18 protein-coding genes and 2 tRNA genes are annotated in these 16,778 nt (G+C 66.9%); 9 read left to right on the top strand and 11 right to left on the bottom strand.

Annotation, left to right across the window (positions count from 1 at the left end; genetic code table 11):
• Positions 1 to 31: 31 nt before the first annotated feature.
• The 3 genes from ettA to AC1DBD_RS04640 form a co-directional block, all read right to left on the bottom strand.
• On the bottom strand, positions 32 to 1,714 hold the full coding sequence (ettA, locus tag AC1DBD_RS04650; RefSeq protein ID WP_346960802.1) for an energy-dependent translational throttle protein EttA: 1,683 nt from the start codon (positions 1,712 to 1,714) through the stop codon (positions 32 to 34).
• An 88-nt stretch (positions 1,715 to 1,802) separates the two neighbouring features.
• Positions 1,803 to 2,258: a DUF6993 domain-containing protein gene (locus AC1DBD_RS04645; RefSeq protein ID WP_476981649.1), complete on the bottom strand. Its 456-nt coding sequence runs from the start codon at positions 2,256 to 2,258 to the stop codon at positions 1,803 to 1,805.
• Between the two features lie 80 nt (positions 2,259 to 2,338).
• Positions 2,339 to 2,881 carry a single-stranded DNA-binding protein gene (locus AC1DBD_RS04640; RefSeq protein WP_476981516.1) on the bottom strand — a complete coding sequence of 181 codons (543 nt, stop codon included), beginning with the start codon at positions 2,879 to 2,881 and terminating at the stop codon, positions 2,339 to 2,341.
• Between the two features lie 256 nt (positions 2,882 to 3,137).
• Here AC1DBD_RS04640 and AC1DBD_RS04635 point away from each other — a divergent pair.
• A tRNA-Arg gene (locus tag AC1DBD_RS04635) sits at positions 3,138 to 3,210 on the top strand.
• 89 nt (positions 3,211 to 3,299) lie between these two features.
• On the opposite strand, the gene AC1DBD_RS04630 is transcribed toward AC1DBD_RS04635, so the two are convergent.
• The gene (locus AC1DBD_RS04630; protein WP_441417546.1) at positions 3,300 to 4,316 is read right to left on the bottom strand and encodes a magnesium and cobalt transport protein CorA; all 1,017 of its coding nucleotides are present in this window, start codon (positions 4,314 to 4,316) and stop codon (positions 3,300 to 3,302) included.
• Positions 4,317 to 4,553: 237 nt separating this feature from the next.
• Between AC1DBD_RS04630 and AC1DBD_RS04625 the strand changes: the two genes are divergently transcribed.
• Complete coding sequence (locus AC1DBD_RS04625) at positions 4,554 to 5,063, top strand: LapA family protein (RefSeq protein WP_476981515.1); 510 nt, start codon at positions 4,554 to 4,556, stop codon at positions 5,061 to 5,063.
• A 31-nt stretch (positions 5,064 to 5,094) separates the two neighbouring features.
• Here AC1DBD_RS04625 and map read toward each other — a convergent pair whose 3' ends face one another.
• Positions 5,095 to 5,862: a type I methionyl aminopeptidase gene (map, locus tag AC1DBD_RS04620; RefSeq protein ID WP_476981514.1), complete on the bottom strand. Its 768-nt coding sequence runs from the start codon at positions 5,860 to 5,862 to the stop codon at positions 5,095 to 5,097.
• Between the two features lie 40 nt (positions 5,863 to 5,902).
• Positions 5,903 to 7,468 carry a polyprenol phosphomannose-dependent alpha 1,6 mannosyltransferase MptB gene (gene mptB, locus AC1DBD_RS04615; RefSeq protein WP_476925590.1) on the bottom strand — a complete coding sequence of 522 codons (1,566 nt, stop codon included), beginning with the start codon at positions 7,466 to 7,468 and terminating at the stop codon, positions 5,903 to 5,905.
• Positions 7,469 to 7,626: 158 nt separating this feature from the next.
• Here mptB and orn point away from each other — a divergent pair, with 158 nt between their 5' ends.
• The 4 genes from orn to def all read left to right on the top strand — a co-directional run bounded on the left by orn (position 7,627) and on the right by def (position 10,359).
• On the top strand, positions 7,627 to 8,274 hold the full coding sequence (gene orn, locus AC1DBD_RS04610) for an oligoribonuclease (protein ID WP_476981513.1): 648 nt from the start codon (positions 7,627 to 7,629) through the stop codon (positions 8,272 to 8,274).
• 131 nt (positions 8,275 to 8,405) lie between these two features.
• Positions 8,406 to 8,478: transfer RNA gene (locus tag AC1DBD_RS04605), tRNA-His, on the top strand.
• Positions 8,479 to 8,585: 107 nt separating this feature from the next.
• Complete coding sequence (locus AC1DBD_RS04600) at positions 8,586 to 9,740, top strand: acyl-CoA dehydrogenase family protein (protein WP_476981512.1); 1,155 nt, start codon at positions 8,586 to 8,588, stop codon at positions 9,738 to 9,740.
• 46 nt (positions 9,741 to 9,786) lie between these two features.
• Positions 9,787 to 10,359, top strand: a complete 573-nt coding sequence (gene def / locus AC1DBD_RS04595) for a peptide deformylase (RefSeq protein ID WP_306909767.1) — start codon at positions 9,787 to 9,789, stop codon at positions 10,357 to 10,359.
• Between the two features lie 159 nt (positions 10,360 to 10,518).
• Here the strand turns inward: def and ppk2 are convergent, their stop codons facing one another.
• Positions 10,519 to 11,316, bottom strand: a complete 798-nt coding sequence (gene ppk2 / locus AC1DBD_RS04590) for a polyphosphate kinase 2 (protein ID WP_476981648.1) — start codon at positions 11,314 to 11,316, stop codon at positions 10,519 to 10,521.
• 233 nt (positions 11,317 to 11,549) lie between these two features.
• On the opposite strand from ppk2, the gene AC1DBD_RS04585 reads away from it, so the two are divergent.
• Together AC1DBD_RS04585 and AC1DBD_RS04580 are read left to right on the top strand one after the other, a co-directional pair.
• A complete protein-coding gene (locus AC1DBD_RS04585; RefSeq protein ID WP_476981511.1) occupies positions 11,550 to 12,512 on the top strand; it encodes a 1-phosphofructokinase family hexose kinase in 963 nt (320 codons plus the stop codon).
• A 99-nt stretch (positions 12,513 to 12,611) separates the two neighbouring features.
• Positions 12,612 to 13,178: a hypothetical protein gene (locus AC1DBD_RS04580; RefSeq protein WP_476981510.1), complete on the top strand. Its 567-nt coding sequence runs from the start codon at positions 12,612 to 12,614 to the stop codon at positions 13,176 to 13,178.
• A gap of 19 nt (positions 13,179 to 13,197) precedes the next feature.
• Here the strand turns inward: AC1DBD_RS04580 and AC1DBD_RS04575 are convergent, their stop codons facing one another.
• The 4 genes from AC1DBD_RS04575 to AC1DBD_RS04560 form a co-directional block, all read right to left on the bottom strand.
• Positions 13,198 to 13,485, bottom strand: a complete 288-nt coding sequence (locus AC1DBD_RS04575; protein ID WP_476981509.1) for a hypothetical protein — start codon at positions 13,483 to 13,485, stop codon at positions 13,198 to 13,200.
• Between the two features lie 127 nt (positions 13,486 to 13,612).
• Complete coding sequence (locus tag AC1DBD_RS04570; protein WP_476981508.1) at positions 13,613 to 14,410, bottom strand: HNH endonuclease family protein; 798 nt, start codon at positions 14,408 to 14,410, stop codon at positions 13,613 to 13,615.
• Between the two features lie 150 nt (positions 14,411 to 14,560).
• Positions 14,561 to 14,770, bottom strand: a complete 210-nt coding sequence (locus AC1DBD_RS04565) for a hypothetical protein (protein WP_175320883.1) — start codon at positions 14,768 to 14,770, stop codon at positions 14,561 to 14,563.
• Between the two features lie 65 nt (positions 14,771 to 14,835).
• Entirely contained in the window at positions 14,836 to 16,329 is a 1,494-nt protein-coding gene (locus tag AC1DBD_RS04560; protein ID WP_441417535.1) for a glyceraldehyde-3-phosphate dehydrogenase, read from the bottom strand.
• Between the two features lie 283 nt (positions 16,330 to 16,612).
• On the opposite strand from AC1DBD_RS04560, the gene AC1DBD_RS04555 reads away from it, so the two are divergent.
• Complete coding sequence (locus AC1DBD_RS04555) at positions 16,613 to 16,765, top strand: hypothetical protein (protein WP_175320881.1); 153 nt, start codon at positions 16,613 to 16,615, stop codon at positions 16,763 to 16,765.
• Positions 16,766 to 16,778: the final 13 nt, after the last annotated feature.

Below are 16,778 nucleotides of genomic sequence, written 5' to 3'. Positions count from 1 at the left end.
GCGTAGGCCCTGGCGGGACCGCTTTGCGGACTTAGTCGCGGGTCAGGCGGCGGTGCGTCACCCGGTGCGGCTTGGCCGCGTCGGGGCCGAGGCGCTCGATCTTGTTCTCCTCGTAGGATTCGAAGTTGCCCTCGAACCAGTACCACTTGGAGGGGTTCTCCTCGTCGCCTTCGTAGGCGAGGATGTGCGTGGCCACCCGGTCCAGGAACCAGCGGTCGTGCGAGACCACGACGGCGCAACCCGGGAATTCGAGCAGGGCGTTTTCGAGGCTGCTGAGAGTCTCGACGTCGAGGTCGTTGGTCGGTTCGTCGAGGAGCAGCAGGTTACCGCCCTGCTTGAGGGTGAGGGCCAGGTTCAGGCGGTTGCGCTCACCACCGGAAAGCACGCCGGCCTTCTTCTGCTGGTCCGGGCCCTTGAAGCCGAACGCGGCAACGTAGGCGCGGGACGGCATCTCGACCTGGCCGACCTGGATGAAGTCGAGGCCGTCGGAAACGACCTCCCACAGGGTCTTGTTCGGGTCGATTCCGCCACGGCTCTGGTCAGCGTAGGAGATCTTGACGGAGTCGCCGATCTTCAGTTCGCCGCCGTCGAGGGGCTCCAGCCCGACGATCGTCTTGAACAGGGTGGTCTTGCCGACACCGTTCGGGCCGATGACGCCGACGATGCCGTTGCGCGGCAGCGTGAAGGACAGGCCGTCGATCAGGGTGCGGTCCTCGAAGCCCTTCTGGAGGTTCTTGGCCTCCAGGACCAGGCCGCCCAGCCGCGGTCCCGGCGGGATCTGGATCTCTTCGAAGTCTAGCTTGCGGGTACGGTCCGCCTCGGCGGCCATTTCCTCGTAGCGTGCCAGACGGGCCTTGGACTTGGTCTGGCGGCCCTTGGCGTTGGAGCGGACCCACTCGAGTTCCTCGGAGAGGCGCTTGGCCTGCTTGGCGTCCTTCTTGCCCTGGACCTCCAGGCGGGCACGCTTCTTCTCGAGGTAGGTGGAGTAGTTGCCCTCGTACGGGTACAGGTGGCCGCGGTCCACCTCGGCGATCCACTCGGCCACATGGTCCAGGAAGTACCGGTCGTGGGTGACGGCGAGGACTGCGCCCGGGTAGGAGGACAGGTGCTGTTCAAGCCACAACACGCTCTCGGCATCGAGGTGGTTGGTGGGCTCGTCAAGGAGCAGCAGGTCCGGCTTCTGCAGCAGGAGCTTGCAGAGGGCGACGCGTCGGCGCTCACCACCGGAGAGGAGCGTGACATCGGCGTCGGCCGGCGGGCAGCGCAGGGCATCCATGGCCTGCTCGAGCTGGGAGTCGAGATCCCAGGCGTCGGCGGCGTCGATGGCTTCCTGCAACTGGCCCATTTCCTCAAGGAGAGCGTCGTAGTCAGCGTCGGGGTTGGCCATCTCTTCGGAGATCTCGTTGAAGCGCTGGATCTTGCCGTAGATCTCGCCGACGCCTTCCTGGACGTTGCCCAGAACGGTCTTGTCCTCGTTCAACGGCGGCTCCTGCAGCAGGATGCCGACGGTGTAGCCGGGGCTCAGCCGGGCCTCGCCGTTGGAGGGAGTGTCCAGGCCGGCCATGATCTTGAGAATGGTGGACTTACCGGCACCATTCGGGCCAACAACACCAATCTTGGCCCCCGGGAAGAAGGACATGCTCACGTCGTCGAGGATAAGTTTTTCGCCAACGGCCTTGCGGGCCTTGGTCATTGTGTAGATAAATTCCGCCATGCCTACAAATCTAGTGGCTTGACGCGGATAACTCACATTCCGGTCCCCCGGCCAGCCGGCGGCCCGGCACCTGGTCTGCCGACGGTCTCTAGGCCGGTCTGCCCGCGAAACAGCGGCCATCCGCCAAGACTGTCAACACGGTCACTGCCACCGTACCGTTGCGCAGTTGGGCAACGACGCAGTCCCGGTCTTGCCGGACCGCAGCCTCTACAGCGTCAGCCTGCAGCCCGGTAGGGGTTCGGCTCGCCGTGACTTCGATGCCGTCCCGCGGGAATCCGGCTTCGACGAGGGCCGCCCGGATCTGTTCCGTTCCGGGCTCGGCCTCCCTGGCCAGCTTCGCCAAAGCCGCCTCAAGCCGGGCGGCGGCCGCGGAGGTGGCAGGGCGCGCTGTCGCTGCCGCGGAAGGGATCCGGGCGGGTGCGGGCCGGGCCGTGCCCGGCGGTGTTTCCGCGGAGAGGACGCCCCCCGGCGCTCCCCCATTGCCCCCAGCGGCCGCCGAACAACCCGCCGTTGATGCAAGCAGCAGGATAAGCGCCCCGAGCACCGGCAGCACCGCCTGGTCTTGAGAGTTCGTCCGGGCTCGCTTCACCCGGCAATTCTGCCATGGGCGGCCGTCCGGCGGCCTCAGGCGGCGGCCCCCTTCAATTCGCCGGTCTCTGCGTCAAAATCCTGCTCGTCGTCGTCCGACCCGGCATCGTCGGCCCCTGCATCGTCCGCGTCGGCGTCCACGTCGCGGTCGTCGTCATGGGCGTCGTGGCCGCTCCCGGTGCGTTCGGGGGCTGCGGCGTCCTGTCCGGGCACCGGGCCATTGGCGGCGGTGCGCGTGAAGTTGGCGGACCCCCACATCAGGTCGTGGCCGACAGACTCGGCGTCGATTTCTGCCACGTGATAAACGCGGCCGTCCTTTTCCCAGCTGCGCATCTTGAGCCGGCCCACGATGATGACGCGCTGGCCCTTTTTGATGCTGCAGCCCATGTTTCCGGCCAACTGGCGGTATCCCTGCACCGTGAACCAGTTGGTGTTTCCGTCCACCCATGCGTTTGCGGAGCGGTCAAAGCGCCGCTCCGTCGAGCCCAGCCGGAAGGACGCGGTGGCGACCCCGCCCGGCGTCGTCGTGCTCCTGATCTCCGAGGCGACGAAGCCGCGGACCGTGATGCTGTCGTTCATTGGTCTGTCCTGTCTTGAGTAGTCGCTGTCCTGAACAAGCCCTGTCTTGAGTACGCTCGCTCGATTTGGTCTTGCCCCACCGAGCAGTTCCAGCTTTACGCGCGGGCGCGTCGGACGGCAGTGCGGGATTCCGCTATGTGGAAAACCTGGTCGGCCGGGCACAGGCATTTGCGGGCACGCTTGACTGGCGGAGCGCGCGGGGCCCTGTAAACTTCTTGAGGCGTCCCCGGCAGTAGCCCGTCGGCACGCCGAACGTGCCCCAGTAGCTCAGGGGATAGAGCAGCGGCCTTCTAATCCGCCGGTCGGGGGTTCGATTCCCTCCTGGGGCACAACGTGCGGCCCTGGTCGCGGCTTATCCGCCGCCCAGGGCCGCACCCCTGCCGCCCCGAAGCGCGCTCTGACGCGAAGCCCGGCCCCTTCAGATCCATTTGTTGTGCCGGAAGGTCAGGTAAAGGGCCACGCCCATCACCAGCATCAGCCCGAGCGCCATCGGATAGCCAAATACCCAGTCGAGCTCCGGGATCAGGCGGAAGTTCATCCCGTAGATCGACGCGATCAACGTGGGCGCGAAGAGAATGGCGGCCCAGGACGAGATCCGCTTGGTCTGTTCGTTCTGGGCGATGCTCGACTCCGTGAGGAGCCGCATTTCATCGTTCTGTCGCTGCGCCACGAGGGCGGCGTTGACCGCGAGAGCGTTCTGGAGCAGGGCGCGGAACGCAGTGATCCGTTCACTCAGGCGCAGCACATGGTCCAGCACATCGCGGAAGTGGTCCTGCAGTTCCGGGCCCGGCACGTGGTTGGGGGCGCCGGCCCGGAGAGCCTGCAGGATGCCGGTGAGCGGCGCCGTAGCGCGCTGGAACATGATCACCTGCCGCGAGAGTTCGTAGATCCTGCGGGAGACTCCCGGATCTGCTGCGAACAGCTCGTCTTCAATCTCGTCGACGTCGTTCTCCAGGCCGGCGGCAACGGGCTCGTACTCATCGACCACCTGGTCGAGGATGGCGTACAGCACGGCATCCGGCCCAAGGGCCAGGAAGTCCGGCTGGGACTCCATCCGACGGCGCACCCGGGCCAGGTCCGGTGATTCCGCGTGGCGGACGGTGACCACAAAATCGGGACCGGTGAAAATATGGATCTCGCCGAACTGGACCTTCTCCACCTCATCCAGGTACCGGGCCGGGCGCAGCACCAGGAAGTGGGTGTCGCCGTAGTGTTCCAGCTTGGCGCGCTGATGGCCGGCGAGCGCGTCTTCCACCGCCAGATGGTTCAGGTCGAATTCCTCGGCCACCGAGCGAAGCTCCGCTGCGTCCGGACGGTAGAGCCCGATCCAGGCCATGCCCTGGCGCTGCCGCAACAGGAAATACGTCTCGTCCAGGTCCTCAGGGTCCGCGGTCCGGTACCCGTCCACGTAGACGGCGTTGTCGACGATCGTCACGGCCATGCCTCCTCGCCTGAACCGCCCGCTCCGGGCGCCCCTTTGGCTGTGACGCTATACCCCCGCCCGCCCGGTGCCAACAGCCTGCCTTCCTGCGTTTGCCGCGGCCCGACTGAGCCGCAACGCACCCCTAGGCTGCAAGCCTCCCGAGCCATGAGCACGCTTAGTATTGAGGTGACAGGCGGGGCACCAGGGAAAGCCTGAGCGACCCGCCAGCAATCGAAAGGTACGGCCGCCATGACCCAGACACCCCACGGATTCGATCCCCAGGATCCGCGCAACGCCGCCCCCGCGCAGTACCCGGTGACTTCTGAGGCCCCGTCCGGCTCCGTTGAGGGCTACCCCGCCGGCGGCACGGCAGACAGCACCGACCCCGGCGCCGGGGCCCCCGTCGACGCCATAGCCGTTCCGCGCGAAGAAGCTCCCCCTGCCGGTACGCCGGAACCGACGGCCGCCGCACCGGAACCCCGCCGGGTCACCCGCGCGGGCATGGTGTGGACTGCGGTTGCCAGCGCGCTGGTGGTGCTGATCCTGCTGATCGTCTTCATCCTGCAAAACCAGGTCTATGTCCAGGTGAAGTTCTTCGGCCTGGAGGGCTCCGTCCCGCTCGGCGTTGCCCTCTTCATCGCGGCGGTCGGCGGCGGTGTGCTGGTCGCCATCGCCGGGGCGGCCCGCATCATCCAGCTGCGGCTCGCAACGCACCGCCAGCGCATCCGACTGGCTGGCCAGGCCACGCGGAGCCGCTGACCACCAGCGGGCGCGGCGCCGCCCGCCGGCCCTAGGGCAGCGTCAATATGACCGGGCCCTCCGCGGTGATCGCCACGGTGTGCTCGCTGTGGGCGGCGCGGCGTCCGTTGGCCGATCGGAGGGTCCATTCGTCGTCGTCGTGGTAGTAGTCGCCGTTGCCGCCGAGGATCAGCATGGGTTCGATCGCGATGACCAGACCTTCGGTCAGCTTGATGCCCCGGCCCGGCCGGCCGTCGTTGGGCACGGGCGGCTCCGCGTGCATGGTCCGACCAATGCCGTGGCCGCCGTGGTCGGCGAGCAGCCCGTAGCCGGCCCGGCGCGCGGCCCCGCCGATCGCGTACGCCACGTCGCCCATCTTGTTGCCGATCCGCGCCGCTTCAATGCCGCGGGCCAGGGCTTCGTCGGTGGCGTCGATCAGCGCCTGGTCCACCGGGTCTGCCGTGCCCACAATGAAGCTGACGGCGGCATCCCCGCACCAGCCCGCCAGGAAGGCACCGCAGTCCACACTGAGCAGGTCGCCGTCCTCGAGCCGGTATTCGTTGGGGATGCCATGCACCACGGCGTCGTTGACCGAGGTGCAGATCACGCCGGGGAAAGGGACGGAAGCCCAGCGGGGACGGTAGTTCAGGAACGCCGGCGTGGCGCCCGCCTCGGCCATCACTTGCGCGGCCACGCCGTCGAGCTCCTTGAGGGACACGCCGACGGCGGCAGCCTCGCGTACCTGCGCCAGCGCGTTAGCCACCACCCGTCCGGCCTCGCGCATCAGGGCGATCTCTTCGGGGCTCTTGATCATGGACATGGGGCTTCCTTCCGACGCGGGAGCAGGTGGCTCCGGCGGCTCAGATGACGGGCCGGGTGGTCACCGGTTCCGATGGCTTGCTGAACAGCTGTTTGGTTTTCGGGTCGAGGAAGATCAGGTACAGCGCGAACAGCAGGGCGATGATGGCAGCGGCGTTGCGGGCCAGGGCGAGCGCGAGGCCCAGGTCGTCGGTCTGCAGGTAGGGGAAGACTTCCAGCTGGTCCGAAATGGCGTAGACCATGAAGAAGGACACTATGAAGTACACCGCCTTGACCTGCCAGTCGTCCCGGATGCCGGTCACCGCAAAGAGCGGGATGAGCCAGACGACGTACCAGGACTGGATCATCGGTGCCAGGAAGACGACGGCGGCGAAGGCCAGGGTGAGCCGGCGCATCAGCCGGTCGAAGTCGCCGCGGAAGATCTGCCAGCCGACGATGCCGAGCGCCAGCAGCTTCCCGGCGTCATAAACCCACTTGGCCATCCCCCAGCCGTCCAGGCTGAAGGCGTTGAAGATCGAGGCGACAATGAGCCCCAGCAGGCCGACCGGTGCGTACCAGATCCAGATGCTGCCCGGGGCGGAGAGCCCGTTGATCCAGCCGAAGCCGAAGCCGTTTACCAGGCTCATCGCGTACAGCAGCGCCAGGCTGAGGCCGGCGGTGAGCGCCCAGAAGACGAACTTGCGCGGCCAGCTGGCGTTCTTGCCGGCCCACAGCAGGCCAATGAACGGCAGGAACACGATCGTGATGGGTTTGACCGAGATGGAAAGCGTGACCAGGACCAGGCCCAGCAGCACGCGTTTGGTGGCGCAGTAGTAGAGGCCGGCGAGGGCCAGGCCGATCATCAGGGCATCGTTGTGCACACTGGCGATGAAGTTGGTCAGGAACAGCGGGTTGGCGGCGGTGAGCCAGAGGGCACGGTGCGGGTTGACGCCGTGCAGCTCGGCCAGTTTCGGCACGTAGATCACGCAGAGCACGATTCCGAGCAGGGCCGCGAGCCGGAACAGCATGATGCTGGCCTCGGGGTGGACGTTCGTGGACCAGACCACGAACTGTTCGATCCAGAGGAAGAGCTGTCCGTACGGCACGGGAGCCTCGGTCCACATCTTGTCCGCGCCCAGCTGGAAGTAGTTCGACAGCGCCGAGATGCCGTTCTCGTAGGGGTTGAACCCTTCGACCATCAGCCGGCCCTGGCCGATATAGGCGTAGACATCGCGGCTGAACAAGGGGACGGAGAACATCATCGGCAGCCCCCACGCAGCCACCGCCAGCAGCGTCGCCTTGCGGGCCCCGGGGCCCCAGCTCCGCACGCGCTGCCCCAGCCGGAGCCAGGCGCGGACCAGGAGCATTCCGCCGACCGCCAGGAGCACAATGCTCAGCCCGACACCCACCGCCTCGGTCCGCATCCAGATGAACAAGGGTAGGCGCCGCAGTTCGGACACCGGAGCGAGCCAGCCGACGCCCAGCGAGCCGACGGCCATGAACACGGAGCCAAGGAATCCGGCAAGGATCGGCGACCTGGCATTATCCACATCGGCAACAACGGCCTTCGGAGACTGGCGGGAGGTACCGGCAGCCGTTTCCCCCGCCGCAGGTACAGGCGCCGTCATCTCAGGATCGTCCAATCTCTTGTGGGGCTCGTTTTGGCCCGCAACGGACCGACAAGCCGGCCATGGGGCACGCCGCGATGACGAAAATCTTCGACGGCCGCGTACCCGAAATCCTAGCACCGGACCGCTCAGCGGCGGCGGAACGGTAGGCTGGGCGGGTGCCTATATCTAATGAACGCATCGTGTGGATCGACTGCGAAATGACCGGCCTGGACTCCAAAAACGACGCCCTCATCGAGGTCGCGGCCCTGGTGACGGACTCGGAACTCAACATCCTCGGCGACGGCGTGGACGTCGTGATCAAGCCGGACGACTCCGCGCTGGCCCAAATGAACGACTTCGTGCGTGACATGCACACCCGGTCCGGGCTGCTGGCGGAACTCCCCCACGGCAAGACCATGGCCGAAGCCCAGGCCGCCGTGCTCGAGTACATCAAGAAGTGGGTGCCGGACCCGAAGAAGGCCCCGCTGGGCGGCAACTCGGTGGGCACCGACCGCGTGTTCCTGGTCCGCGACATGCCGGAACTGGTGGAGCACCTGCACTACCGCGTGATCGATGTCAGCACCATCAAGGAACTCTCCCGGCGCTGGTACGCCCGGGCGTACTTCCAGTCCCCCGCCAAGCTCGGCGGCCACCGTGCCCTGGGCGACATCAAGGATTCCATCGACGAGCTCCGCTACTACCGGGAGGCGGTCTTTGTGCCCGCACCGGGTCCGGACAGCGCCACGGCGCAGCGGATCGCGAAGTCGATCATGGCCCCTGCGGACGCCCCCGCCGACGCGCCGGCAGCAGCACCCGCGGAGTAATCTCCACCACGTTTAGGGAAAATTTCGTCGAATTCGAGGAAAGTGGCAAAACCACCCCCAAACAGCAGGTAAGCTATTTGTCGTTGCCTTTTCAGCCAGCCGGTTCGCCGGAAGGCATGACGGGGCACATGGTGGGCGTAGCTCAGTTGGCAGAGCGCCTGGTTGTGGTCCAGGAGGTCGCGGGTTCAACCCCCGTCGCTCACCCTCACAAAGGACGGCAGAATTGTCCGACCTTTTCCAAAGGCCGCACCGGATATCCGGTGCGGCCTTTGTTGTCTGTCCAGTCTCGTCCGTGCGTGGAAGGAACCGCGATGAAGCGCCAGCTCTTTGAAGAAGACCACGAGATGTTCCGTGAGATGGCTGCGGAGTTCAACGCGCGGGCGGTGGCCCCGCATTACGGCCAGTGGGACCAGGACCACATGATGCCCCGTTCGCTCTGGACCGCGGCCGGCGAGCAGGGCCTGCTGGGGCTCGCCGTTCCCGAAGAATTCGGCGGCCTGGGCATGGACGACTACCGCTTCCGTGCCGTGCTCGACGAGGAGTTCGCCAAAAGCAACCACCTTGCCGTGGGGCTGGCCTTCCACCTGCACGATGACATGGTCCTCCCCCACCTGCTGGCCTACGGCTCCGACGATCTCAAAGCGCGCTGGCTGCCCGGCATGGTCTCCGGCGAGACGGTCACCTCGGTCGCCTGGACCGAGCCCGGCGCCGGATCGGACCTCCGCGGCATCCGCACCAAGGCCGTGCGCGACGGCGACGACTGGCTCATCACCGGCCAGAAGACCTTCATCGGCAACGGCATCTCCGGCGACGCGTCCCTGGTCCTGGCCCGCACCGACGGCAGCACCGGGCGGGGCGGCCGCGACTCCTTCACGCTGTTCATGGTGCGCAAGTCCGAGGGCTACAACACCGGCAACCAGCTGGACAAAATGGGGCTGAAGGCCTCCGACACCGCTGAGCTGTTCTTCGACAACGTCCGGGTACCGCACGCGGACCTGGTCGGCGAAGAAGGCAACGGGCTGCAGTACGCCGCCGAGCAGCTCCCCCAGGGCCGGCTGGCCATCGCCGTCGCCAGTTCCGCCGTCGTCCGCGCCGTCTACGAGGCGACCGTGACGTACACAAAGGACCGCAACGCGTTCGGCGAGCGGATCATCGATTTCCAGAACAGCCGCTTCGAACTGGCCGACATCCTCACCGAGGTCGAGGTCACTGAAACCTACGTGGACCAGGCCATCCGGGCTTTCAACGCGGGTGAACTCGACGCCGCCTCGGCGGCGCGGGCCAAGCTCTGGGCCTCCGAACGGGCCAAGTCCATCACCGACCGGTGCCTGCAGCTGCATGGCGGCTACGGCTACATCCTGGAGTACCCGGTGGCGCAGGCCTTCCTCGCGGCACGGTTGCTCACGATCTTCGGCGGCACGAACGAAATCATGCGCGACGTCGTCGGCCGCACCATTGCCGGCTGACCGTCGCAGCACCAGCAGCCAACAGCACTAAAGGAACTTTTTCGACATGACAGTCCTACCCATCACGATCTGGGGCGAACCCGTGCTGCACCGCCGGGCCGCCGAAGTTGAAGTCTTCGACGACGAACTCCGCACCCTGATCGCGGACATGTTCGAGACCAATGACGCCGCCAACGGCGTCGGCCTGGCCGCGCCCCAGGTCGGTGTGGGCAAGCGGCTTTTCGTGTACAAGTACGCCAACGACGACGGCGCCCCGCCCTCCGGCGTCGTCGTCAACCCGGTGCTGACCCTCTCCAAAGTCTCCGGGGCGCTGCCGGACCCGGACGAGGAAGAGGAAGGCTGCCTGTCCTTCCCGGGCGGGCAGTACCCGCTCAAACGCGCCGAATGGGCCCGGGTGCAGGGCTTCGACGGCGACGGCAAACCCGTCGAGTTCGAGGCAACGGGCTGGTTCGCGCGCGTGATCCAGCACGAGTACGACCACCTGGACGGCAAGCTGTACGTCAATCGGCTGATCGACCGCTACGCCCGTAAGGCGATGAAGCAGGCCAAGAAGAGCGGCTGGGGCGTCCCCGGTTTGACCTGGATGCCGGGTGTGGACCCGGATCCCTTCGGCCACTAGCCCCGGCGGGCTAGTCCTCGTTCGGACTGCGCCCGCAGGCGCGGAGTCTCCCCACCTTTGACGCCAACACGCAGGAAATCGCCGCGAATTTCGCGGGACGCGCCGGCGGCCGCCCCCAAAAGTGGGGAATTTCCGCCGTGGAGTTACGCCCCGGCGGGGCTAGTCCTCGTTCGGTTTCAGCAGCTGGGCGGCATGGTCCGGGACGTAGCGGAAGAGATCCCGCGGCGGCCGGGTGTAATTGACGGCGCGCGGCCTCTGCGGGAGGGTAACCGGCTCCGTCCTGACTTCGGTGTAGTCGATGCTGGAGAGCAGGTGGGCGATCATGTTGATCCGGGCCCGGCGTTTGTCCTCTGCCTCCACCACAAACCACGGCGATTCCGCGGTATCCGTCTGCATGAACATGTCGTCCTTGGCCCGCGAGTAGTCCTCCCACCGCAGGATCGCCTCCCGATCCATCGGCGAGAGCTTCCATTGACGCAGCGGATCCTCCAGCCGGGACCTGAACCGCCGTTCCTGCTCCGCGTGGCTGATCGAGAACCAGTATTTGAACAGCAGGATCCCGTCCTGGATCAGCAGCCGTTCAAAGACCGGGCACTGGGACATAAAGCGTTTGTGTTCCGCGGGCGTGCAGAATCCCATCACCCGTTCGACGCCGGCGCGGTTGTACCAGGAGCGGTCCATCAGGACGATTTCCCCGGCTGCCGGCAGATGCTGGACGTAGCGCTGGAAGTACCATTCACCGCGCTCCCGCTCGGTCGGTGCCGGCAGCGCCACGATCCGGGCAACGCGGGGATTCAGGTACTCGGTGACCCGCTTGATGGCGCTGCCCTTGCCGGCGGCGTCGCGCCCTTCAAAGATCACCAGCACCCGTGCGCCCGTGCTGCGGACCCATTCCTGCAGCGCAACCAGCTCCGCCTGGAGCCGCGCCAGTTCCGCGGCGTAGACGCCGAGGGGCAGCCGGCCAGGCTGCCCCGGCTCCTCCCCCGGGCCGTCCTTATGGCGCGTGGGCTCCCGCCCGGCGCTACCCTTGCCCGTGTTTCTCTTGCGATGTGCCATGCGTCCCGCCCGGTCGTGGCGGCTGAATTCCAGCCTCCTGTCCTGCCGCGCCCATTCTTGCGGAGCGCCCCACTGCCCACAAGGGGATCTAGGCCCGGGGACAGTGTGAACGCCGTGCTCTTATGCTTGGCCCCATGGAAGCCACCACGCCGGCACAGCCCATCCTCACGGTCACCGTGAATCCAGCATTGGACATCAGCACCACCACCGGGGTGGTCACCAGCGGTCATAAGCTCCGTTGCGGACCCAGCCGCCTGGATCCGGGCGGCGGCGGCGTGAACGTGGCCCGGGTGGTCCAACGGCTCGGCGGACGTCCCCTGGCCATCTACACGGCGGGCGGCCCCACGGGCGAGGCCTACCGGAGACTGATCGAAGCGGAGCGGCTCCCCACACTGGTGGTTCCGATCCAGGGCAGCACCCGGCAGGACTTCACTGTCGATGAGACCTCCACCGGCAAGCAGTTCCGCTTTGTCCTGCAGGGACCCGAGCTGAGTGAACCCGAGTGGCGGCTGTGCCTGGCGCTCGTGGCGGATTCCATCCAGCCCGGCGGGTACGTGGTGGCCAGCGGCAGCCTGCCCCCCGGTGTACCGGATAACTTCTACGCCGAGGTGGCCAGGCTCGCGCGCGAGCAGAATGCGCGCTGCGTCGTCGACGCCTCAGGACCGGCCCTGGCCGCCGCCTTGTCCGAGGGGGTCTTCCTGGTCAAACCGAGCCGGCGGGAGCTCGGGCTGCATTTCGGCACGACCCTGGAGACCGAGCAAAGCGAGCTCGACGCCGCCATGGCGCTGGTGGCCGACGGATCCGCCGAACATGTCGCGCTGACCCTGGGCGGCCAGGGAGCAGTCCTGGCGTCCCAGGGCGGCACGCTCCGTCTGGCCGTGCCGCCGGTACGGGTGCAGAGCACGGTCGGTGCCGGCGACAGTTTCCTGGCAGCCTTCGTGCTCCGGCTGGCGCAGGGGCGAACCCTGGCTGATGCATTCCGTTCGGCGGTCGCTGCCGGCAGCGCGACTGTCACCACACGCGCCACCGAGCTCTGCCACCGGGCCGACGTCGAGCGGCTGGAAGCAGAACTCGCGGAACAAGCCTCCCGGGCCTAGCCGGGAAACCGGCACTCCGCTGGCATGATGTGGCGCATGGGGGAAACCGAAACAAGCTCAAGACCGAGGCCGCGCACCTTCAAGGAGCCATCCGGCCGGGTGGTAGCGCTCCTGCTCTGGGCCGGCAGCGCTGCCGGCATTGGCTGGCTGATGCTCGCGGGAAGGGGCGGGGCTGCCGTGGCGGCCGCGCCGTGGCTGGCAGCCGCGGCCCTGCTGGTCTATCTGACGCAGTGGCAGCCGAGGCTGATCGTGGGAGCCGACAAGTTTGACGTGGTCAACGGGCTCCGACGGCACCGGATCCCGTTCGCCGCCGTGGACGACGTCGAGGTCCGCTACTCCGTCACGGTGAGGGCTGCCGGTAGGAAGTATGTCAGCTGGGGTGCCCCGACGCCGCCCAGCGCCTTTGGCGCCGGGTTCGAACAGGCCCGGGACTGGAAGGAACGCCCCTTCGGGATGCTGCCGTCCAATGAGCGCATGGGCCAGCCTCCGACGTCGGGCGGACGGGATGCGATTGTCCGGGCCTGGCAGGATGCCAGGCAGCCGGGCGCAACCAGCGGCCCCGGCCAGAGTTCGGCCGAGCGCACGGTCGTGTCCGAGTGGAACGTCCCGATGCTGGTCGTGGGGCTGCTCGTGGCCGGCTGGTGCCTCGTCTCATTGCTGTTCTGACTGCCGGACGGCCCGTGTCCTATGGCATCACCCTGTAAAGCTCAATGACGGTCTCTTCCGGCGGGGATGTGAAGCCGCCCTCGATGCCGGCCTGCATTTTGGGCATCAGGATGCCGTCACGGAATTTCTCCCAGCTCTCCTGGGAATCGTGGACCGCCATGATTGTCCACCCACCGGCCGATGCGCCGCCGGCATGAAAGACCTGCCCCTCCGGCAAGCGGCCTTCGCCGGGATGAACCGCGGCAATGGACGCCTCGTACTGTTCCTTGGTTCCTCCCGGAAAAAAGTGCACAACTCCGTAGGCCATTTCTACTCCTCGAGTGGTGGGCCGTAGCTGACGATTCCAGTCCTAGACCTGGCAGTGTCGGGTGTCAATGAGCCGGGAATCGTTCCGTTCCCAACCGCGCAGACAGCAGCGCGAATCAGCCCGGACATCAGCGCGGCACGATGGTCTGCTGCCCCGGGCAGGCACCGAGAACCCGTTTCATCGCGTCCTTTTCGGCCGGCGTTACCCACAGCCCGTAGGCGGCCTTCACCGAGATCTGCCGGGCGACGTAGTGGCAGCGGAACGCCTTGTTCGGCGGCAGCCAGGTGGCGGCGTCGGACGCGCTCTTGTCCTGGTTGGCCTGCCCGTCCACGGCAATGAGGTTCAGCGGATCGTTGGCGAAGTGCTGGCGCTGCAGCGGACTCAGCTGCTGGGCCCCCTTTTGCCAGGCGTCCCCCAGCGCCACGACGTGGTCGATCTGCACGGCTTTGCTGGACGCCGCACCGCGCTGGAAGGCGATGGTCCGCCCGGTGTAGGGCTCCTGGAAGGTCCCGGATCCGACCCGGCAGCGGGAGCCTTCGGTGAACATGGCGCCGGCCAGGTCTCGGCGGAGGATGTCGTTGCGGGTGTCACAGCCGTTACGGTCGACGTCGAGCCACGCCTGGCCAAAGGCACTGCGGTTGTAGTTGCCGCTGGCTGCGCGGCCCTTGACCGGCAGCACCGACAGGAGGTCCACGGCGAGACCGGACGGCACGGCCCGAACCGGCGCGACCGGTTTCATCCAACCCGCCGCCAGCACGGGAGCCTCGGTGGGCCCCGCCACCCTCGGCTCTGCGATCGCAAATTGGCCGGCGGTGAAGAACCAGCCGAGGCCAGCCAGCAACGCCAGCATCGTGGCGCCCAGCAATGCCCAGGCCTGGCGCGACCGGCGCCGGGCGCGCCTGAAGTCGCGCCAGGTGACCGTCACGGAAGTTCCCGGGAGGGATGGGGCTGCTGCACCTCATCAGCCTAGGCCGGGGCACCGACAGCGGCCCGGTTGTCCACAGTGTGCAGGACAGGACAGGCTATGCCCCGGGGCTGGCGGCCGCACGGCCGCCGGCTGGTCAGTGCCGAGCGGTCACTGTTCCTTGGTGACCCGGCGGAGGTCCTCCTCGGCGAGATTCAGCAGCGCTTCCAACTGGCTGACCCGCGCGTCGTCGATCTCGCCGGCCTCGCGTTTGGCTCGGGCGTCGTCGAGGAGGCGCTTGGCTTCCTTGGCGTTCCGCCGGGCTACGTCGAGGGCATGTTCCAGGGTGGTTTCGTGCTCCACAGCCGAGTTCTGTTCCATGGCTCCATTGTGGTTCCCTTTCCCGGCCGATTCCAGCGAACCGGCCGGGAAGGTCCAAAGTGGGGCTACCCGACCTCGACCGGCAGCCCGGCAGCTTCGAGGGTCGCGGCCGCGTCCTTGGCCGGGAACGACGGCGGGTTCACGCCGGCCATTTCCTCCATCACGCGGACCACCTGGCAGCTGTAACCGAATTCGTTGTCGTACCAGACGTAGAGGACAAGGTTCTTCTCGTTGCTGATGGTGGCGAGGCCATCGACGATGCCGGCGCGGCGGGAGCCGACGAAGTCGGTGGAGACAACCTCGGGCGAATCGATGTAGTCGACCTGCTTGCGCAGTTCCGAGTGCAGCGACATCTCGCGCAGGTAGTCGTTGACCTCATCCTTGGTGGTGCCGTTTTCCAGGCTCAGGTTCAGGATGGCCAGGGAGACATCCGGGGTGGGGACGCGGATGGAGCTGCCGGTCAGTTTGCCCAGGAGCTCGGGCAGGGCCTTGGCGACAGCCTTGGCGGCACCGGTCTCAGTGATGACCATGTTCAGCGCGGCGGAGCGGCCGCGGCGGTCACCCTTGTGGAAGTTGTCGATCAGGTTCTGGTCGTTGGTGAAGGAGTGGACCGTCTCTACGTGGCCGTGCACGACGCCGTAGCGGTCGTTGATCGCCTTTAGTACCGGCGTGATGGCGTTGGTGGTGCAGGACGCCGCCGAAACAATCTTGTCCGAATCCGTGATGGTGGCGTGGTTGATGCCGTGCACGATGTTTTTCAGCTCGCCCTTGCCCGGGGCGGTGAGCAGAACGCGGGAAACGCCCTTGCTCTGCAGGTGCTGGGAGAGGCCCTCGGCGTCGCGCCAGCGGCCGGTGTTGTCGACCACCAGTGCGTCGTGGATGCCGTAGGCGGTGTAGTCCACCGTGGCCGGGTTGTCCGAGTAGATGACCTGGATCTGGACGCCGTTGGCAGTGATGGTGTCGTTCTCGAGGTCCACCTTGATGGTGCCTTCGAAGGACCCGTGCACCGAGTCGCGGCGCAGCAGGCTGGCGCGCTTGGTGAGGTCGTTGTCCGACCCGCGGCGCACCACGATCGCGCGCAGCCGCAGGCCGTGCCCGCCGCCGGCCTTCTCGATCAGGAGGCGGGCCAGGAGCCGGCCGATGCGGCCAAAGCCGTAGAGGACGACGTCGGTGCTGGTGCGGTCGTCGCCGCCGCGCTTGCCGACCACTTCGGCCAGCTCCTCGCGCAGGAAGTCGTCCAGGCTGATGCCGTTGCCTTCTACGCGGTACTTTTCGGTCAGGCGGGCAATGTCGATGGCTGCCGCGCCGAGGTCCAGCTTGGTGAGGGCGTCGAGCAGGGGCGCGGTCTCTTCGAGGCGCAGCTCTTCCTTGCTCATCCGGCGGGCAAAACGGTGCGCCTTGAGGATGTTCATGGTGGACTTATTGATCAGGCTCCGGCCGTGGATGGACGTCACCACGTTGTTTTCGCGGTACAGCCGGCCGATCACCGGAATCATGGCCTCGGCGAGCGCCTCCCGGCCCATCCACGTATCAAGACAAGAATCTGACGTCTGGCTCACAGAACTACCTTCCTAAAATCCACCACATACGTCCTCGTATGCGGAAGTCGGCTGCCGGCGGATCTCCGGAACCTGGACGCGGCGGGGATTCGGTCCACCCCGGGCGCCTGCATGGAGCGCAAAGAAAAAGCCACCGGCGGCGAACGCAGACCCGGTGGCAGAACATCTACGTTCGCTATCCATTCTAGAGCGGGGCGCCGGTCCAGGGGGCCGGAGGCGGCGTGAAATCACTCACACGAGCGGGGTCCGCCGCGTCACGCAGCCCTTGACGTAGGATGTCCAGATGGGACTCATAGTTGCACTACTTGTCATCTGGCTCATTCTTTCGATCCTGGGCTTCGTCGTGAAGGGCCTGCTTTGGCTGGCCGTCATCGGCCTGGTCCTGTTCGTCGCCACGGCGGCGTGGGGCTGGGTGAAGCGGAAGGCCAAGGCCTGATCCGAAACCTACA

The organism is Arthrobacter sp. 10T419 (genome assembly GCF_056394105.1).
Note: the sequence above shows the minus strand (reverse complement) of the source record. Positions and strands in the feature narration are given on the sequence as shown.